Source organism: Bradyrhizobium zhanjiangense (assembly GCF_004114935.1).
Taxonomy (GTDB): domain Bacteria; phylum Pseudomonadota; class Alphaproteobacteria; order Rhizobiales; family Xanthobacteraceae; genus Bradyrhizobium; species Bradyrhizobium zhanjiangense.
The window spans coordinates 5,061,798-5,080,552 of record NZ_CP022221.1 but is presented as its reverse complement, the minus strand read 5'-3'; the positions used below and the strand labels follow the sequence as shown (position 1 = coordinate 5,080,552).

Sequence of the window (18,755 nt, the reverse complement as noted above, 5' to 3'; positions counted from 1 at the left end):
CGCAACGCAAGTCGAGCGTGGCGGCAAGACATGCTTCTCGAAATGACCGAACACGATGGCGTCCGAATTCAAGCCATCAGCGGCCATGGGAGCGCGTAGCTCAGCCGGTAGAGCACGTGACTTTTAATCACGGGGTCCTGGGTTCGAGCCCCAGCGCGCTCACCAAATAACCGAAGTCTTGTCAGCCCCTTAAGTCACGGCCGGCTCGTTCGAGTAGCCTAGCAGTTGACAATTTTGTATAGCGAGTTGGCAAACCCGGTTCGTGCCCTGTTCTCAGTATTGCGGCCTCGTTCGAACACGAGCAGCCCGTCCCGGGAAATCCAACCTCGCGTAATGAACTTTATGCGAAAGATGCTCCGTCTTCGCGGCGCGTCGTTGTTGATGAACCTTCTCTCCTAATCCGAGTCTGTTTTCGGCTATTTTGAGTCCTGCCCCTAGGACGCACCGCGCCGCAGGTCGTGATCGCCGTAGACGCGCTCAGCCAATGTCCGCCGTTCGACCCCGAGCCCCCGGCGTTCGTCGTTGGAGGTGCACAGGCGAAACGTATGGGAAGCTAAGTCCGCTGGATCGCACGGTGCCATACCGTGCGATAGGAGGTGCCAGCGTCACCTTACGGCGACTCCTGGGTCGGCCGCCATGACGGCGCCGACCAGCTTGGCGGGATCGACCTTCTTCGCCTCAGCCCACGCGATCAGATTTGCCGGACGGTACGTGGCGTCGCTGCGCCAGCGGTCGAACACCGAGCCGTCGATGGTCTCGTTGATGCGAGCGGTTGTCGCCGCGGTTCCCGTCTCCGGCGGGATGCCAACTGGGCGGAAGAAGCGCTTCGAGAACAAGTGGTAGAACCCCTTGCCGAACTCGCTGTAGGAATCGTTGATCGCTGGCGCCTTTTCCGTCACGTCGATCTCAACGTTTTCGCGATAAATGAGACCGAGCCCGCCGGCCTTGTTCATGAGCCAGACCAGCGGGCGCTGGGACAGCGGATCGCTCGCGTAGCCGCCGCCGACGTTCGCGTGGCAGCCGACGAACCAGCGCTGTTCGACGCGATCGATAGCGCGCTCGGGTGCCCCCGCCTCTCCTGTCTTCACAGTCCGCGTCCAGAACGTCGCGTTGAAGTTTGCCCGGTGCTCGTCGAGCGCCAGCGCATGGAACGCGTACTCGTTGTCGAGGCGCAGATGGGTGTCGAGGAAGCGGTACTTGTGGACCTTGGCTTCGGCGCTGCCGACGGGGATGCCCATCGACCCGACCGTGTCCCAGACCCCGACGAACTTGATCTTCGTTGGCCGCGAATACTTCGTGAGCCACCTCTCCTCGATTGAAGCGTCTGCCGACGGCGTCTTTCCGAGCAGCGACCTGATGGTCGGGGCGACGTACAGCCGGTACCGGGCGTATAGCTGCTCGATGGACAACGGCGCGCCCAGCCGCAGAATTCCGCACTTGCTGATTAGTCCCGACAGCGACCTGGCCGTATAGGCGCCCCGGCTGAAGCCGAAGATGAAGATCTCGTCGCCGTCGTCGAAGTTCTCTATCAGCCACGTGTAGGCGTGGATGATCTCGTCGTCGATGCCGTAGCCGGCAATGCCTCCGCGGACCACCTCGCCGCGGATAGTGCCGACCCCCTGTGAGTAATAGACGCGCTGGTCGGGGGTCTCTGCCGTTAGCGATTTGAGTCGCCAAACGTTCGTGTTGTTGTTGAGTGTATTGAACGTTCCGTCGAGGTAGATCGCGAGCTTCTTCATGCAAAACCCTGAAATATAACGAGAATTCGAGTAGAGCTTGGGATCGGCGGTGATTCGCGAGCCCTCTACATATGGTTGTAGCGATTTGGCGCAATATCTGCCGGAAATCCCTTTTATAGGTACTATATGTGGGCGATACGCTGAATTTTAGGCATTTGGAACCAAGTAATTGCAACCATTACTATACCCGCTTGTGGTCCGAGATCGAGTCGAACGCAACTTCTCCAGGGCCGCCAGCGCAGTGGCTCAAATCACCTGTGCAGAAGAAGAAGCGCCCACACCCCGCTGCTCGTTGGTGGGCTCTTGGCACTCGATGTTGTCGATGACCAAGGCGACCCGCGCAGCAAAGGGACCCGAGCAATGGAGGATTGCATGACAACGGCGAAACGTTCACCGCTCGGCTATCTGAGCGACCAGGAGACCAAAGTCGATTTCCTCAACAACGAGGCGATCGCGAAAACCATCGTCCGGCTGATCGACGAGACGGTCGATTCCGCGGTCACGATCGGCGTCCACGGCGATTGGGGCGCCGGAAAATCCAGCGTGCTGGAGATGGTCGAAAAAGCCTTCCCCGACGATGGCGACGTGCTTTGTCTCAAGTTCAGCGGCTGGCAGTTTCAAGGGTTCGAGGACGCCAAGATCGCGCTGATCGAGGGCGTCGTGAACGGCCTCATCGAGAAGCGCTCTCTCACGACCAAGGCCGCTGACGAAGTCAAACGCATCTTGAAAAGTGTCGACTGGCTGAAGGTTGCCAAGAAAGGCGGCGGCTTCCGGAGCGTGCGCAGGCCGTTCCAGATCCGGCCGTCGGGAAGTACGACCTCCATCCCGAGCAGAAGATCTCTCGCGCTCCCATACCGTACGGCAGAAATACCGCCTGCGTTCGTCGCCAGCGCGCCACCTAGCGTGGCGGTGCCTTCCGACGCGAAGGACAAGGGAAACAGCGCGTCCGCCTCCGCCGCCGCGGTCTGAAGTTCGGCGATCGTTGCGCCTGCTTCCGCGGTGACGGACATGTCGACTGGGTCGACGGTCCGGATCTTTTTCATGGCGCCGGTACTGACGACAATCTGGAGACCGGTTTCGTCCGGCGTCGAGCCCCCCACTAGCCCGGTGTTGCCGCCTTGAGGAACGACGTTGACGCCGGCCTCCTGACAGATCCGGACGCTGCGCGAGAGCAGGCTCGTCGTTCTGGGACGTAGCACACACGCCGCGCTACCGCGAAGCACGCCGCGCCAATCCGAGAGGTATCCGTCCGCCGCCGCCGGGTCGGTGATGCAATCGGAGCCAAGCAGCTCCCGTAACCTAGAGACGACGTCGTTCACAGCTGCTTCCACGTCGAGGTCGCGTGAGCGATCGTCTCTCCGGAGCCGTTCTGAGCGGACGACTGCAGGAAAAAGGTCTTGCGTCCCTTTTTAAGAAAGCTGGCACGGCAGGTGACCAGGCCGCTTCGCACCGGCGCAAAATACTGGACCTTAATCTCGAGCGTCGCGCCGGCGCCCAACTGATGCTTGAGCAGATGTCCCATCGAGATGTCGAGAGCCGTCGCCAGCACGCCGCCATGGAGCGATCCCTGCGGGTTGAACATGTAGGGCCTCACGTCGAGGGAAACGATGCAGGCGTCGGTTTCGTAGAAGACCGTTATCCCGAAGAAACGCGACAGGAAGAACGATCCGAATTCATGACTGCCGTCGCCTATCGCCGCCACGACCAGTTCCCGAACTTTCGCCTCGTCCATCCATTCAGCTCCCTATTCGGCCGACTGCTTCAGCGCAGCGTCCCCGAAAGCTCCCTTGGAGGCGAAGTCTAGCACCTCCTTCTGCGTCCAACCGAGCCAGTGCTCGAACACCTCGACAGTGTGCTCGCCGAGGATCGGCGGCGGCGTGGACGGCGCGGGCGGCTTGTCGTCGAAACGCAGTGGGCGGGCGACGAACTTGACCTCTCCGGCGATCCTGTGCGTCACGGTCTGGACCATGTCGCGCTGAACGAGCTGCGGCGCTTCGCAGACCTCGCCGACCGTCCTGATCGCACCGCACGGAATGCCGGCGCCGCCGAAGACCTCGAGCCAACGGTCTCGCGGCTCGGCCTTGAAGATCGGGCGCAGAATCGCGCCCAGCTCGGCGCGGTTCGCCGCCCTCTTCGGCGCCTTATCGAAGCGGGGATCGGCTTCGACGTCTTTGCGGCCGATGACGGCGCAGAACAGCGACCAGAATTTGTCGTTCGCGACGCCGAGGTTGAACCAGCCGTCGCTCGCCTCGAAGGTTTCGTACGGGCTGATGGTCGGGTGAACGTTGCCGCGACGCTTCGGGCTTTCTCCCGATGCGAAGTACATGCCGGCGTTGAACGTCAGCAGCGACGCCATGGCATCCAGCATCGAGACGTCGACCCGTCCGCCGACGCCACTCCTCTCGCGCTTCATGAGCGCGGCGAGCACCGCCTGCGATGCATAGAGGCCGGTGACAAGGTCGGCGATGGAAGTGCCGACCTTCATGGGCGGGCCGTCCAGGTCTCCGGTGATGTCCATGACGCCGGACTCGCCTTGCAGGATCAGGTCGTAGCCCGGCCGGCTCGCGCCCGGCCCGGTCCGGCCGAACCCGGAGATACTGCAGTGGATGAGCTTTGAATTGTCGGCGCTCATCGCGGCGTAGGACAGGCCCCACTTGTCGAGCGTACCGGGCCTGAAGTTGTCGATCACAACGTCGGCGGCCTCGGCGAGCGCGATCACCGCGTCCCGGCCGGCCGGCGACTTCAGATCGATCGCGCAGCTCCGCTTGTTCCGGTTGACGGACAAAAAGTACGAGCTCTCCCCGTTGACGAACGGAGGACCGTACCGGCGACTTTCGTCGCCGACACGGGGATCTTCGACCTTCACGACATCCGCGCCGAGATCCCCGAGATGCATCGTGGCGAAGGGGCCGGAGACGACGCGGCAGAGGTCCAGAACCTTGATGCCGGAGAGAGCCTCCGTACTAGACGATCGCATCCGCCAGATCCTTCATCGTCTCGACCGTGATGTCGGGCTTGTGCGGCGTCTCTTCGAACGGCCGGTTACGCCGGTTGATCATCGCCGTGCGCATGCCGGCCGATTTCGCGCCGATGACGTCGAACGCGTGGTTGGCAACGAAGAGGATCTGATCCATCTTGAGGCCGAGGATCTCGACGGCCTTCGTGTAGGTCGCGACGTGCGGCTTGAAGGAGTTCGCCTCGGCGACGGATATCACGTTGTCGAACGGGATCTTGTGATACTTCTTGGCCGTCTCAAGCATGTCGCGGTCGCCGTTGGAGAGCACGACCAGCTTGTACCTGTTCTGCAGCTTCGCCAGCGCGGCCGGCACCTCGGGGAAGCATTCGAGCTTCTCGATCTCGCCGACCAGGTACTTCACCTCGTCCTTCGTGTGCTTGATGCCCGACCGGTCCATGACCTGGGAGACGGCGCGGTGACCGATCTCGCGATACGGCGTGTGCTCGCGGTGGAGCAGCGCGTCGATCATTGAATTCTCGAAGTGAGTGCGGCGCCACCAGGTGACGAAGGAGTTCGGATTGCCCGTCCAGCCCTTCTCCTTGAGGAACGGCGTCGCAATTTTGACGAGGCCACCCTGCATGTCGACGACGGTGCCGTACTGGTCGAACATGCAGACCTTGATGGTGTCCTTCAGTTTCTGGATGTCGGTCATTGCCTCTTCCCTTTGCTCTTCGGCTGAATGGATGATCCGGATTTGACCGCATCCATCGCTATTTTCGAAATGGATTGTTCTTCTGCGCACATTCGCGACGTGAATGTCGTGACTATCGTCGCGGCTCTACAGATTCAGTCACAACTTCTGCAAACGGCTGGACGGCAGTGAGCCCGAAGGGATCTCCGGGCCCACTGCTACTTGTGGTCCGCGTCCACTAGGCTCCGATGCCGAAGACCTTCTCTCTCGAAGCCGAGGCTTCCGTTCCGGTCGGCGCGCCCGAGACTTCCTCAAGTGCGCGCCCCTTGGTCTCGAAGCCGAAGATCATGAAGACCACGGCCTGGAAGAGAAGAATGCCCGCGAGCGTCACCAGCACGCCGACGAGCCCCTTCCACGCGAAGATCGCGATGACGACGAATTGGACCAACGCTGTCGTCACGCGCCCGGCGGTCGCGCAGATGGCCGTGCCACGGAGCCTGTAGCGGGTCGGGAAGAGCTCCGGAACGTGCATGGCAAAGCCGGTGGCCAACATCACGTAAATCGCGCTGACGAGAAGGAAGCCGACCACGACGAGCGGAGCGCCGTCCGGCATGAACGGATACGCAAGACCGAAGGTCGCCGCCGCGATCGACGATCCGATGATCGACGGTCTACGGCCTATCGCATCGGCCAGCGCCAAACCGATCAGCGATCCGATCGGGCCGCCCAGCGACATGAAAGTCGTGTAGCCGAGCGACGACACGACGCTGTGGCCACCCTTCACCATGAATGTCGGCAACCAGCCAATGAAGCCGTAGAGGCTGAAGCCGACGACGATGTGCAGGAGACTGCCGAGCAAGGTCCGACCGAGGTAAGGAGGTGCGAACAGGCGCCAGACGGATCCGCCCTCGTCTTCCACACGCTGCACAGTCGAAACCGGCGGCAGCGGCACCTTATTGGCAGCTTCCGCTTCGATGCGAGCGAGAATCGCCTCAGCTTCGTCGCCGCGGCCGTTAGCGGCCAACCACCGAGGCGACTCGGGCATCGACTTTCGGAGGAACCAGACGATCATAGCCAGCACGCCGACGAGGCCGAACATGTAGCGCCATCCGAGGCTCGGAATGACCCACAGGCCGACCATCGACGAGACGAACAGCGAGAAGTTGGTGATGACGGCCAGGATGCCGATCCACCGGCCGCGGGACGATGCCGGGACGAACTCGGTCAGCGTCGCGTAGCCGACGACGATCTCGGCGCCCAGCCCGATTCCGATGACGAGGCGCGCGGCGATCAGCGCCTGCATGGACGGAGCGAGCGCCGCCGCCAGAGAGGCAAGACCGAAGAGGGCCAGATTGACCTGATAGGAGAAGCGGCGACCGTAGCGATCGCCCAGAATGCCCGAGAACCAGGCACCCACAGTCATGCCGATGAAGGTCGCGGTGACGAACGCCGCGTTGAGCTCGAGTGTCGACCAACCCTCCTTCAGCACGGCTCCGAGAACGCCGCCGGCGAGGTAGATGTCGAAGGCGTCGAGGAACATGCCCGCGCCAATCAGCGCAAGGATCCGCCAATGAAAACCGCAAATCGGCAGCCGATCGAGACGAGCGCCCGCGTTGACCGATGCCACCTGTACGTCTGAAATCTCTTGCATGCATCCCTCCCAAGGGTCGACAGACATCGACCGAAATTGTTTGGGAGCAGGATGGCGATCGGGATGGCGGCGTCTAATCGGAATCTGCTATTCCATTATTTGGCAGGCCAATAATCCTGCTGTTGCTGCGGATTATCGATAGATGGTCGGTCAGCGGCCCTCTCTCAGTCGCTGTCGGGAAGGCTTCGCGTGGCATCGACGAAGATCGAACGCAACCAGTTCAGGTCCTGACTGGCATCGTGCCTTCGGTGCCAATACATCGACCATTCGAAGGGATCGGACGCGAACGGCAAATCTCTGATCGCAAGATCTTCCGAGACCATCGCGAAGGCTAGGCGCCGTGGCATGACCGACAGCAGATCGGAATCCCGCAGCACATGCGGGACCAGCAGCCAATGGGGAACGTTGACCGCGACCCGGCGCGTCAGCCCTTGCCGGGCAAGCACGTCATCGACGAAACGGAGGTCTGTCGGCGACATCGAGACCTTGAGATGCGCCGCCTGCAGAAACGTCTCCATTGTAAGGGGGCGCTGCGCCAAAGGGTGACCTTCGCGCATCACGCACACCATCCGATCCTTCATCAGGACGACCGACTTGATCGAATTCGAATGGGCGAGACCCATCGAGATCGCAAGGTCGATTTCGTCCTTCTCCAGGGCCTCCACCGTTTGCGTCGGTGAATAGTGCACGACGTCGAGCTGCGCGAAAGGTGCCGTCGTCTCCAACGTTTTGCCGACGGAGGGAAGAAGAAGACGGCTGAGAAGATCGGACAACCTCACGGAAAAGCTCCGTGTGGTGGTGGTCGGATCGAAAGCGGATTCGCTATCCAGAAGGCGCTCTACCTGCCGCAGAAGCCGCTTCACCGGCTCCGCCAGTTCGATCGCACGCGGCGTGGCTTGCATGCCGTTGGCCGTCCGGACCAGAAGCTCGTCCTTGAAGATGTGACGCAGCCTGGAGAGCGCATTGCTCATTGCGGGTTGACTGAGGCCAATCCTGTCGGCAGCCCGGGTTACATGAAGGTCTGTAAGAAGAGCGTTCAGGGCGACCAGAAGATTGAGATCGACAGATCTTAGGTTCATGACGCGCCATCATTGATATCATGAAACCCATAAAATCCACAATACAAATCCAGATCAATCGGCGTCAACGTTCGCTCTCGAAGAGGTCTAGACTAGGTGACCGGTTTCAGGACAATCGGCGGCGGTAAGCGCAATGCCAATCGCGGGCGGCCTCAAATCAACGCCTCGGCTCTAGCAGCTCCAGCTCTTCTGCACGCTGTGGTTCGACGAGATACTCCGCCAGCCAAAACGCGCTGGAGCGCCGAGCTCGTTCGAGTTAAGTCGAGGCTACCAGAGTGAGACCGACAACGCCGAAGCTACGCTAAACCGCGCATTACCAGCCGAATGCCCTACTCCCACTCAATCATTTAGGACGATACTTCCGCGTTGATTTGCAAGCACAAATTCTCAAAGCTGACGGTCAAATCCCGACGGTATACCCGCCCTGCTGAGACTGCTCGAGGCGAACCGCCTGAAGGACTTCCACTTCACGGTCGAGGACGAAACTGCCGGCTCATGGCCTGTTCACTGCTGGGGGATAGCGTACCGGGCCGAGGGCGCAGATGATTGCCGAACAGCTTACGGAGGGCCGTATACTTAGCGAGACTGAGCAAACAGGCTTGGAGAGCTCGAAGCAGCCAGGTCAATGGAAGGTATCGTCCCGTGTCACTGCGGCTTGTTGCGGTGATCTGTTACAGAATCGAGAAATGTCCCAGCCTCGCGGTTAAGAAACTCCACATCGGCCGGAAATCCGCCGCCGGCCGAGGCATGTCCGGTTATTGTACCAGGCGAAATCGTAATGATACGCGCACCTTTGATGGCATGCGCGGCCGACTGTGGCTCGAATTCAGGATTAAGCAAGTCCTTCGTGCCAGTGAGAATTAGGGTCTTTGCCTTTATAGAGCCGAGCGCTTTCTCGGTGTCACCATTAAAGCCTGGCGTCGTGCCAACATCATGCCTTTCGTAAGCCCAAGTTTGGTAGATCCAGTCATTCGCGTCGAATGCCTTCATCACCGCGTCTTCCTGCTGAACCATCCATGGCAGAACATCCGTCCCATTTTTGAATTGCGCTTGGTACATGTCAGGCGTGCGCGCGGCGAGCAGATTGAGAATGTCCCGCCACAGCCTTACTCCCTTTTCAGGAATCGCGGCGTAGTTTCCGCCATTCCATGCCGGATCAAGCATGATGGCTTTCCGGGTAGTCTCTAAGACTGCAACGGTCCATGCCGGCGTTTTGGCAAGCGGCACCATGGCGATGAGACTGTCCATCATCTCGGGGTGACTGACACCCCACTGCAGAACCTGCATGCCCCCCATGGACGGTCCAACGACGGCGACCACGTGGTCGATTGCGAATTTCTCCTTCAATAAGCGGTATTGCGATTCCACCATGTCCCGGATCGTGAATTTTGGAAACGACATCCGCGGCTGCGCCGTTGAATTGCTCGGTGACGTCGTCAGTCCATTGGAAATGGCATCGGTCGCAATGATGAAATACTTGTCGGGATTCAGGCCTTGCCCGGTCCGATCATGAAATCAATGCGATGATGATTACCGCTAATCGCCGTAACAACCAGGATCGCGTTCGACTTCCTGGCGTTTAGCGTTCCGTGAGTGACGTAGGAGATTGAAAAATCCTTTATGACCTCCCCGCTTTCCAACTTGAGGTCGCCTTCGCTGAACAGTTGATGCGGTGGTTGGCTCGGCGTGTGAGCTCCCGTAGCCGTTGTGACAACGAGCAGGGCAATTCCCGCCAATATGGCAAAGCGCGACATATGTCCCTCCCGGATACGATTACGTTGTCAAACTCCTAGACGCCCGGACCGCAGCCAGACGCACCTAAGTCATTCCTTCATGAATTTCAGAATTTCCCCGAAAAATTGCTCGCGATTCTTCTCAAAGAGAACAAAATGCGTGGCGTCCTTGATCAAAACATTGCGCTTCATCGGAGCGTGAACGAGCTCGCGCATCAGACCTTCTCGGTCCTGCTGAAACGACCACGTATCGAAATCGCCGCCGATCACCAGGGTGGGCGCGTATATATTGGCAGCATTCCACAGCGGCCTGCCCGTCGCCTGTTAAAACGAATCTTCCAGCACGCCATTTGGTGCCCGCAGGCTTGGCGGCGTTCGGCTGTTGCTGGTCGGGTCGGTCGCCAAACACTCGCTCCAGAATGCAGCAGGTAAGGCTGGATCGCGGTACTCGTCCTTGTTTTCGGCCGGAATTTCGCCGTTCCAGCGCGCGGTGTTGGCCGCTTCAGAGGCCACGCGATATGCACCTAGTGCGAAATTGAACTCCGTCGGCTTGCGCTTATTCTGCAATCCGCTACCTGGACCAAGATTCGTGTGATCGTTGAAGTTATAGAGCGGCGCGTACATCACCAGCTTCTCCACATTCTCGGAGTGGAGGGAAGCATAATAGCCCGCCATCATGGCCCCCCACGACCAGCCAATCAGGGTTACCTTCTGCACGTTTCGGGTACGCTTGATATGGTTGACCATTGCTTCGATGTCGCGCAGTGCAAGAAATGAGCGCGTGAGGGGTTGGTTTTTGGCGGGCGGCTCGTCCATCGCAGCCTCGCGGGTCGAACCGCCGTAGTTTCGATAGTCGCCCATGTAGACGACGTAGCCCCGCTTCACGAGCCAATCGGCCCAAGAGTAGTCCTTGTACTGGAGATCGAAGTCGCAGGTGGACGGGCCGGTCGCGCCATGCAGAAAAAGCACGATGTTGTCATTGGCAAACCGGGTGTTGCCTTGCGCAATTTTTTCGCGAACGAAGATCTTGATGCCCGGATCAAGTCCGTCGATCTGCATGTCACTTTTGACAATAGTCGCCTGCTGGGCAGAGGCAGGTCCAGCGCAAATTAGTGCAGCCAACAACGCAAGGACTGACTTTATCATATGATCCCTCCCTCGTCCTTTTTTGACATCAAACCCGCATCCATGCGGATATTCCATTTGGTGCTTTGCACCGTTGGAATCTCTATCGCCCAACGTTGTTTTGCGCTGCAGCGGACGTACACGTCTCCCTTAATGCGCCGCGAGATTTGTCGGCGCCATAGGATCGCACCACGCGTGCTCGACTCCCAGTCCAATAGTGATCGCTCTCGCGGCCGTCGAGCATAGAGAGGATCTCGCTTCAGCGACTATAGCGAGGCCATGCATCAATATGCACACCGACGAACACCAGTGCGGGCGACGGCGGCAAAGGCGATTGGTGCCTCTGCCGCTTAAGTCAGTCGGAACGCCCTCGAGTTTATTGGTGCCCCAAGATCAGCTTCTCCGCGGCGATCTCGTTAGCTCGCGCCCTGCACTACAGATTCGAGATCCAGCAAGCGGATGGCGTTTCCGCCTGCAAGCTGCGCCAGCGTCGCTTCATCCATGCCGTTGACCCCGGCGATGTGGCCGATCGGGTTGAACTCCGCCATATCGAACGGATAGTCCGTACCCATCAAGATCCGATCCGGTCCAAATACCTCGAGCAGGTAAGCGAGTTGGTGATAGGTGAACACGACCGTATCAAGATAGACCTGACGAAGATACGTCGTCGGCGGCAGAGGCAGATCGCCGCGAGAATCCTGTCGCGCGCCCCATGCATGATCGATCCGGCCGGAATAGGCCGGCAGATACCCGCCGCCATGCACCGCGAGCAGTTTCAGATCAGGGAAGCGCGCCAGCGCACCGCTGAAAATCAGGTTATGCAGCGCAAGAGTCGTGTCCAGCGGATTGCCTATGACGTTGTTGAAATAAAAATGCGTGAACCGCTCACCATGGGTGAAGCCATTCGGATGCAGCATGATCAGGGCGCCGAGTTGCTCGGCCCGCGCAAAGAACGGCCGATACTCCGGGTCCGACAATTCCCTGCCGTCGACATTGGTCAGGATCTGAACGCCTTTCAGCTTCAGCTCCGACATGACGTAGTCGAGCTCGCGCACCGCGAGCTCGGGCTGCTGCAGCGTGACCCCGCCCAGCCCGAGAAAGCGGTCAGGCTTGCGCGAGCAGAATTCGGCGACGCCGTCATTTGCGATCCGATGCGCCGATTCCGCGATTGTGGGATTTAGGGAGTAGTAGCACTGTCCCGGTGCGGGCGCGACGACCTGGATGTCGATCCCCATCCGGTCGAGATCGGACAGCCGCCGATCGATCGTCGTCATGACCTTCCTGAGGTCCTCCTCCTGTCCGGCGTTGATCTCCTTGCTCGCCGCATCCGCGAAATGGGCCAGCGGAATTCTGCTGATATCAAGATGCGGCCGCGCAACCTGGGCCGCCTCCGGAACGACGATGTGGGCATGGATATCGATGGTTGGCGACGAAGGCCGGCGCGCGCGCCCATCCGCGTCCTGGATACGTGCAGCCGTCAGGCCGTAGCGATTCTTGCGATCGATCATGGGGAATCCGTTGTGGCCAGTGAGATTGGTGCTACGCCTGCATTACCGTCCATTCGAGCGCCGTGCTGAAGCGCTTGACCGCGGCCCCCACATGCGCCCGTAGCAGGCTGACCGCACGGCGCGAATCACGCGCCTGCAGCGCCGTAATGATGGCGTTGTGCTCTTCGACGAATTTGTGCGCATTCGGCCCGCGCACCGCCGCGACGCTCATCCGCACCAGACGTTCGGTCTCTTCGATCAAATCGCACGTGGTTCGCGCCATGCGCGCATTGCCCGAGCAACGTGCAAGCGTGCAATGGAAATCCCGGTTGTACGCGATGAACTCGCGCTCATAGTCACCGTCGAACTCGCGAAACCGATCGAGCGATTTGAGTTCGTCCTCGGACGCGTTCTTCACCGCCTCGGCAAGGCAGGCGAGCTCCATCGCCAGGCGGAAGGTGAAAACCTCGTTCGCATCCCGCAGCGACACCGGTGCAACGCGGTAACCCTGGCGCGGGATGACGATGATGAGACCCTCGCTGACCAGCTGCTGAAGCGCCTCGCGCACCGGGGACTTGCTGACATCGAATTCCTGGGCGAGCTCCTGCTCGCGCAGCTCACGGCCTGGCGGCAACTGGCAGGTCAGAATTTGCTGCCGCAGCAGCCCGTAAATCCGTTTGCTTTGCATTGCGCCCGAAAATGCTCCGTCGGGGCCGCTTGTGAGATATCACAATACTGCCCCAAATAACGCCTCTCGACACGCAAGATACCCTGAGATGCTCGACCACACCATCAATTTTGCGGGCATTATGGCCATTTTGACGATCTTCTTGACTCATCCCGGGCTCTCGTGACATCTCAGAAGGCAAACAATAACAACATCAGATGTATCAATATCTGTTTCCGGGAGGTGCAACATGCGGCGGATCGGCGCCCTCTTTTCGACCACGTTCCTGATCGGTTGGGCCTTGGTGAGCGCTGCCGAAGCGGCAGAGCCGCTCAAGGTCGGGTTCATGACCGTCAGGTCAGGCGCGCTGGCCGCGGGCGGCCGGCAGATGGAGGAAGGACTCCAGCTGTGCGTCGATGCGCATAAGGGCGAGATGGCCGGCCGAAAGATCCAGATCATCACCGCCGACACAGCCGGTCAACCGGCCGTGACCAAGACCAAGGCGCAGGAGCTGGTCGAGCGCGATGGCGCGCAGATTCTGATCGGTCCGCTGGCGGCGTTCGAGGCCCTGGCCATCGATGACTATATCCGCCAGACCAAGACTCCGATCATTTCTCCATCGGCGGCTGCGGAAGACCTCACGCAGCGAAAGCCCAATCCATGGTTCGTGCGCGCGGTCGGCACCTCGGCGCAGGCCCATCATGCGCTCGGCGAATATGCCGCCAAGGAATTGAAGTACAAGCGCATCGTGATCATCGCCGACGATTTTGCATTCGGCCACGAACTCTCCGCAGGATTTCAGCGCACGTTCGAACAGAACGGCGGCAAGGTCATCCAGAAGCTCTGGTCGCCGCTGAATGCCGCCGAGTACGGAACCTACATCACCCAGATCGATCCCACTGCGGATGCGGTCTTTGCCGGGTTCGCGGGCGGCAACGGCATCAAGTTTCTCGGCGAATACAAGAACTACGGGATGCAGAAGCCCGTCCTCGGCGCGATGACGACGGTCGATGAAGGCATCCTCAAACGGATGGGGGACGAAGCGCTCGGCGTGATCTCCGCCGGCTGGTACAGCGCGGCGATCGACACTCCCGCCAACAAGAAGTTCGTCGAGGCCGTGCGCAAGGCCTACAACGCCGACCCCGGCTACTACACGGTGGGCGCCTACATGGCGTGCGAATTCCTCAACAACGCGCTCGAACAGGTGAAGGGCGATATTTCCGACAAGGCGGCCTTCATGAAGGCCCTGCGAAGCGTCAATATGCCTGAAAGTCCTTACGGGCAGGTCAAGCTCGACCAATACGGTCAGCCGATTCTCGACATCACGATACGGAAGGTGGAGAAGAAGGACGGCAAGTTGCAGAACACCGTCATCAAGACCTATCCGGCGGTCAGCCAGTTCTGGACCTATGGGCCCGATGAGTTTCTGAAGAGCCCGGTCTATTCGCGTGACTGGACGCCGGCCAAGTAGGTTCGTTTCACGCAGCGTCAGATCATTCGCCGGAGCGAAGAGAGATTCCCGAATGAATTTCTGGGTCATTCAAGGTTTGAACGGCCTGGCCTTCGGGTCTCTCCTCTTCATTCTTGCGTCCGGATTTTCGCTGATCTTCGGTCTCATGCGCATCGTGAACCTGTCTCACGGTGCCTACTTCATGCTGGGGGCCTATGTCGGGATTTCGGCCATGGCCGCCGGTGCCAGCTTCTGGACCGCCATTCTGATCGGCGGCATCGCGATTGGCGCGCTCGGCGCCGTCATCGAGCGGCTCATTCTGCGTCGCTTGACCGGACAACCACTCGCACAGGTGCTGGTGACGCTCGGGATCGCGTTCATCATCGCTGACGCGTGCGTCTGGATCTGGACAGGCGATCCCCGCCCGGTGCCGATGCCGCGTGAACTGGCCGGCGCGTTCCGGGTCCATCAACTTGCCTTTCCCATCTATCGTCTCTTTGTCATCGGCATCGCATTCGCGCTGGCGGCCGCGTTGTGGTTCCTGCTCGAGCGCACCCGGCTTGGTGCGATGATCCGCGCCGGGGTCGACGATCTCAACATGGCGCGCGCCATAGGCATCCGGACATCGGTCCTGTTCCCGGTGGTGTTCTGTCTTGGCTCGGCGCTTGCCGGCGCCGGCGGCGTGCTGGCGGGCCCTATCCTCTCGGTCTATCCTGGCCTCGACACGGATATGTTGCCGTTAGCCCTCGTTGTCGTGATCCTTGGCGGGGTCGGCAGCCTGCTCGGCGCGTTTGTCGGCAGCCTGATCATCGGCTTCATCTACAGCTACGGCCAGGCGCTCTTTCCCGACCTCGCCTACATGATCCTGTTCCTGCCGATGGTGCTGGTCCTGACGTTGCGTCCCACCGGTCTGTTCGGGAGGCAAGCCATTTGAACCCCGCTTCGCGTCCACAGGCGGTCCTCGCCCTGCTCGCCATCGCCGCGCTTCTGGCGATGCCGTGGCTCGTGACATCGGACTACTACATCAATATCGCGACACAAGTCGTGATTGCCGCCATCCTGGCGATGAGCCTCAACTTGCTGGTCGGGTTCGGCGGAATGATTTCGCTCGGCCACGCATCCTATCTCGGCGTCGCTGCGTATCTCACGATCTACCTCAGCACGCATGCCGGGCTGGGGTCGCTCGCCAGCGCGCTGATTGCGATTGCGACGACGACACTCCTCGCCATGCTGTTCGGCTACCTTGCGCTTCGGGCGTCCGGACTGGGCTTACTCATGATCACGCTGGCGCTCGGCCAGATCCTGTGGGGCATCGCCTATCGATGGGCGAGCCTCACCGGCGGTGACAATGGGCTTGGCGGCCCGGTCCGGCCACGGCCGTTCGGGATCGACCTGATGAATCCCACCGCGTTCTTCTATTTCACCCTGATCTTTCTGGTGTTGGCGGCGTGGTTGATCTCGCGCTTCGTCCAGTCGGGGCTCGGACAAAGCTTGCAAGGCGCACGCGATCAGCCGCGGCGCATGCGCGCGCTCGGCTACAATGTGTGGATGGTCCAGTGGCTGAGCTTTGTCTTCGCCGGATTCTGGGGCGCGATTGCCGGCATGCTCTACGCCTACTACCACCAGTTCGTCAGTCCGCAGGCGCTCCATTTGACGACGTCCGCCGAAACGCTGCTGATGGTCGTGGCCGGCGGGACCGGCACCCTGTTTGGTCCGGTGGTGGGCGCAGCCCTCGTCGTCATCCTCAAGAACGTCGTCAGCGCCTACATCACGCGCTGGCTGATGCTGCTTGGCGTCGTCTTCGTGGCGATCGTGCTGTTCATGCCGGAGGGCATCGTGCCCGGCCTGCGCCGGCTGCGCGCGGCGATGAAGATGCAGCCGGCCTCGTCCGCCAGGTCTGCCCTGCCCGTGACCGAGGAGCGGCCGACATGACCGCGCCCGCTTTGGAGGTGAAAGGACTTCATCGTTTCTTCGGCGGCCTGCCCGCCGTGCGTGAAGTCTCGATGCGCGTGCCGGTCGGCGAAAGGCGGCTGCTGCTCGGACCGAACGGTGCCGGCAAGACGACCCTCTTCAATCTCATCGCCGGCGATTTTCCGGCATCGCGTGGCGAAATCCGAATCTTCGGCGAGAACGTCACCGGAAAGACCGCGGACCAGCGCACCCATCTCGGGATGGCGCGCACCTACCAGATCATCACGCTCTTTCCCAAGAACACGCTGGTTCACAACGTCGTCATTTCGCTGCTGGGCCTGCTCAAGCTTCGCTTCAATCCGCTATCGGACATCAGGAAGCACAAGGCACTTTGGGGCGAGGCGCGGGCGATCCTGGCCCTCGTCGGCCTGGAGCATCTTGCCGAGAGAACGGTGGCGGATACCAGCTACGGCGAGAAGCGCCGGCTCGAGATCGCAATGGCGCTCGCCCAGAAGCCGAAACTGTTGCTACTGGACGAGCCGCTGGCAGGCCTCTCGGCGGATGAGCGCCGGGACGTCGAGCGCCTGCTGCAAACGATTCCGCGTGACGTGACGATCATCATGATCGAGCATGACATGGACGTCGCGCTCGCATTTGCCGATGTCATCACGGTGATGCAGCACGGCCAGATCGTCGTGGAAGGAAATCGCGCCGAGGTGGTCGCCGATCCGAAGACGCGGGAGGTGTATCTTGGGCACTGACGCGCTGGTGATCGGCGGGCTCAACGCATTCTACGGCGACAGCCACGTCTTGCATGATGTGTCCTTCACGGTGAAACAAGGGCAGGTTCTTGGCCTGCTCGGCCGCAACGGCGCCGGCAAGACCACCTGCATCAGCGCCATCGTCGGCCTGGTCCGCGCCAGGACTGCGCGCCTTGAGCTGTTCGGCCAATCGATCGCCGGCCTGTCGCCGGAGGCGATCTCGCTGAGCGGCATCGGTCTCGTTCCGCAGGGCCGGAGAATATTCCCCTCACTCACCGTCGTCGAAAATCTCACCGTCGCCGCGCGCCGCAGCCGCGCGGGTCATCGATCGGACTGGACGCTGAACGATGTCTACGAAGCTTTCCCACGGCTGGCGGAGCGGAAGCAGCAGCTCGCCGGCTCCCTGTCCGGCGGCGAACAACAGATGCTCGCGATCTCCCGTGCCTTGATGACCAATCCGCGGCTGATCCTGTTCGACGAACCGTCGGAGGGTCTGGCGCCGCAGATCGTCACGGAGGTCGCGACCGTTCTGAGGCGTCTTCGCGACAGCGGCCTCTCGATCGTTCTGGTCGAGCAGAACATCAAGCTTGCCCTTGAGATCGCCGACGACATCGTGGTCCTGAATACAGGTTATGTCGCGCATACGGGCGGGGCGGAAGCGCTTCGCGCCGATGGTGCGCGGATCCAGCAACTCCTTGGTGTATATTGAAAGGTCAAGCATGAGGTCGTCGATTTCCGTGCGCGATGGCGTTCTCGACATCGCGGAATCCGGAGCAGGGAAGACCGTTGTGCTCCTGCACTCGCTCCTTGCCGATCGCACCATCTTCGACCGGATCGTGCCGATGCTGGCGCGAACCCGGCGGGTGATCGTGCCCGATCTGCCCGGCTTCGGCGGCTCGTCACCCGCCGGGGCAACGATCGAGGGAATCGCGGACCGAATTTCGGGGCTGTTCGATGCCTTGGATCTCGGCACGGGTGCCGACGTCCTTGGCAATGGCTTCGGCGGCTTTGTCGCGAGCACCCTAGCGATCCGCCACGGCGGCAAGTTCGATCGCCTCGTGCTGGCCGACACCGGACTAACCTTCTCGCCTGAGGGCAAGCAGTCGTTCTATGCCATGGCCGAACGCGTTCGCCAGGCCGGCATGGGGGCCATCATCGATGTGGCGATGAAGCGGCTGTTTCCCGAAGACTACATCGCGGCGCACCCGGAAGTCTTCACCGAGCGGCGCAATGCCCTGCTCAAGACCAATCCGGAATTCTTCGCCGAGGCGTGTCTCGCGCTCGCCGCACTGGATCTGACGTCCGGCATTGCGACCATTCGCAATCCGACGCTGGTTGTGGTCGGCGAGCTCGACGCCGCAACGCCGCCCGAGATGGCGCGCGCCCTGGCCCGCGCGCTCCCAAAGGCCGAGCTGATCGAAATCCCCGGCTGTGGTCATGCGCCGATGGCGCAGGCGCCCGAGGCCTTCATCAAGACGATCTCGGGTTTCCTCGAATTGACCTGA

19 protein-coding genes, 1 tRNA gene and 1 pseudogene are annotated in these 18,755 nt (G+C 60.9%); 8 read left to right on the top strand and 13 right to left on the bottom strand.

The window, feature by feature from the left end; genetic code table 11:
* Nucleotides 1–89: 89 nt before the first annotated feature.
* Nucleotides 90–165: transfer RNA gene (locus XH85_RS24315), tRNA-Lys, on the top strand.
* Between the two features lie 440 nt (nt 166–605).
* On the opposite strand, the gene XH85_RS24310 is transcribed toward XH85_RS24315, so the two are convergent.
* On the bottom strand, nt 606–1,739 hold the full coding sequence (locus tag XH85_RS24310; RefSeq protein WP_128933823.1) for a DUF2235 domain-containing protein: 1,134 nt from the start codon (nt 1,737–1,739) through the stop codon (nt 606–608).
* Nucleotides 1,740–2,099: 360 nt separating this feature from the next.
* On the opposite strand from XH85_RS24310, the pseudogene XH85_RS48295 reads away from it, so the two are divergent.
* Nucleotides 2,100–2,405: pseudogene (locus XH85_RS48295) on the top strand (P-loop NTPase fold protein); the annotation flags it as partial.
* Here XH85_RS48295 and XH85_RS48290 read toward each other — a convergent pair.
* From XH85_RS48290 to XH85_RS24250, 12 genes are all read right to left on the bottom strand, one after another.
* On the bottom strand, nt 2,357–2,938 hold the full coding sequence (locus XH85_RS48290; protein ID WP_476727235.1) for an FAD-binding oxidoreductase: 582 nt from the start codon (nt 2,936–2,938) through the stop codon (nt 2,357–2,359). The pseudogene XH85_RS48295 and the gene XH85_RS48290 sit on opposite strands and share 49 nt — an antisense overlap.
* Before the next feature lie 116 nt (nt 2,939–3,054).
* A complete protein-coding gene (locus XH85_RS24295) occupies nt 3,055–3,471 on the bottom strand; it encodes a PaaI family thioesterase (RefSeq protein ID WP_128933822.1) in 417 nt (138 codons plus the stop codon).
* 12 nt (nt 3,472–3,483) lie between these two features.
* Entirely contained in the window at nt 3,484–4,716 is a 1,233-nt protein-coding gene (locus tag XH85_RS24290) for a CaiB/BaiF CoA transferase family protein (protein ID WP_128933821.1), read from the bottom strand.
* Nucleotides 4,703–5,407, bottom strand: a complete 705-nt coding sequence (locus XH85_RS24285) for a haloacid dehalogenase type II (RefSeq protein WP_128933820.1) — start codon at nt 5,405–5,407, stop codon at nt 4,703–4,705. The genes XH85_RS24290 and XH85_RS24285 overlap by 14 nt, the downstream gene beginning before the upstream one ends.
* Nucleotides 5,408–5,624: 217 nt before the next feature.
* Complete coding sequence (locus XH85_RS24280; RefSeq protein WP_128933819.1) at nt 5,625–7,037, bottom strand: MFS transporter; 1,413 nt, start codon at nt 7,035–7,037, stop codon at nt 5,625–5,627.
* A 164-nt stretch (nt 7,038–7,201) separates the two neighbouring features.
* On the bottom strand, nt 7,202–8,116 hold the full coding sequence (locus XH85_RS24275) for a LysR family transcriptional regulator (RefSeq protein WP_128933818.1): 915 nt from the start codon (nt 8,114–8,116) through the stop codon (nt 7,202–7,204).
* A 645-nt stretch (nt 8,117–8,761) separates the two neighbouring features.
* Nucleotides 8,762–9,556 carry an alpha/beta fold hydrolase gene (locus XH85_RS24270; protein ID WP_245473387.1) on the bottom strand — a complete coding sequence of 265 codons (795 nt, stop codon included), beginning with the start codon at nt 9,554–9,556 and terminating at the stop codon, nt 8,762–8,764.
* 47 nt (nt 9,557–9,603) lie between these two features.
* Nucleotides 9,604–9,870 (bottom strand): hypothetical protein, encoded by a 267-nt coding sequence (locus XH85_RS46840; protein WP_245473790.1) that lies wholly within the window; start codon nt 9,868–9,870, stop codon nt 9,604–9,606.
* 69 nt (nt 9,871–9,939) lie between these two features.
* Nucleotides 9,940–10,119: a hypothetical protein gene (locus XH85_RS24265; protein WP_128933817.1), complete on the bottom strand. Its 180-nt coding sequence runs from the start codon at nt 10,117–10,119 to the stop codon at nt 9,940–9,942.
* A 54-nt stretch (nt 10,120–10,173) separates the two neighbouring features.
* A complete protein-coding gene (locus XH85_RS24260; RefSeq protein WP_164940828.1) occupies nt 10,174–10,995 on the bottom strand; it encodes an alpha/beta hydrolase in 822 nt (273 codons plus the stop codon).
* 395 nt (nt 10,996–11,390) lie between these two features.
* On the bottom strand, nt 11,391–12,482 hold the full coding sequence (locus tag XH85_RS24255) for an amidohydrolase family protein (RefSeq protein ID WP_128933815.1): 1,092 nt from the start codon (nt 12,480–12,482) through the stop codon (nt 11,391–11,393).
* 31 nt (nt 12,483–12,513) lie between these two features.
* Entirely contained in the window at nt 12,514–13,149 is a 636-nt protein-coding gene (locus tag XH85_RS24250; RefSeq protein ID WP_128933814.1) for a GntR family transcriptional regulator, read from the bottom strand.
* A 229-nt stretch (nt 13,150–13,378) separates the two neighbouring features.
* Between XH85_RS24250 and XH85_RS24245 the strand changes: the two genes are divergently transcribed.
* From XH85_RS24245 to XH85_RS24220, 6 genes are read left to right on the top strand one after another with little or no spacing between them, the layout of a single operon-like run.
* Nucleotides 13,379–14,599: an ABC transporter substrate-binding protein gene (locus XH85_RS24245; RefSeq protein ID WP_128933813.1), complete on the top strand. Its 1,221-nt coding sequence runs from the start codon at nt 13,379–13,381 to the stop codon at nt 14,597–14,599.
* A 52-nt stretch (nt 14,600–14,651) separates the two neighbouring features.
* Entirely contained in the window at nt 14,652–15,512 is an 861-nt protein-coding gene (locus XH85_RS24240; protein WP_128933812.1) for a branched-chain amino acid ABC transporter permease, read from the top strand.
* Nucleotides 15,509–16,510: a branched-chain amino acid ABC transporter permease gene (locus XH85_RS24235; RefSeq protein WP_245473381.1), complete on the top strand. Its 1,002-nt coding sequence runs from the start codon at nt 15,509–15,511 to the stop codon at nt 16,508–16,510. Before XH85_RS24240 ends, XH85_RS24235 begins: the two co-directional genes overlap by 4 nt.
* The gene (locus XH85_RS24230) at nt 16,507–17,250 is read left to right on the top strand and encodes an ABC transporter ATP-binding protein (RefSeq protein ID WP_128933811.1); all 744 of its coding nucleotides are present in this window, start codon (nt 16,507–16,509) and stop codon (nt 17,248–17,250) included. Before XH85_RS24235 ends, XH85_RS24230 begins: the two co-directional genes overlap by 4 nt.
* Nucleotides 17,240–17,959 carry an ABC transporter ATP-binding protein gene (locus tag XH85_RS24225; RefSeq protein ID WP_245473380.1) on the top strand — a complete coding sequence of 240 codons (720 nt, stop codon included), beginning with the start codon at nt 17,240–17,242 and terminating at the stop codon, nt 17,957–17,959. The genes XH85_RS24230 and XH85_RS24225 overlap by 11 nt, the downstream gene beginning before the upstream one ends.
* 10 nt (nt 17,960–17,969) lie before the next feature.
* Nucleotides 17,970–18,755, top strand: a complete 786-nt coding sequence (locus tag XH85_RS24220) for an alpha/beta fold hydrolase (protein WP_128933809.1) — start codon at nt 17,970–17,972, stop codon at nt 18,753–18,755.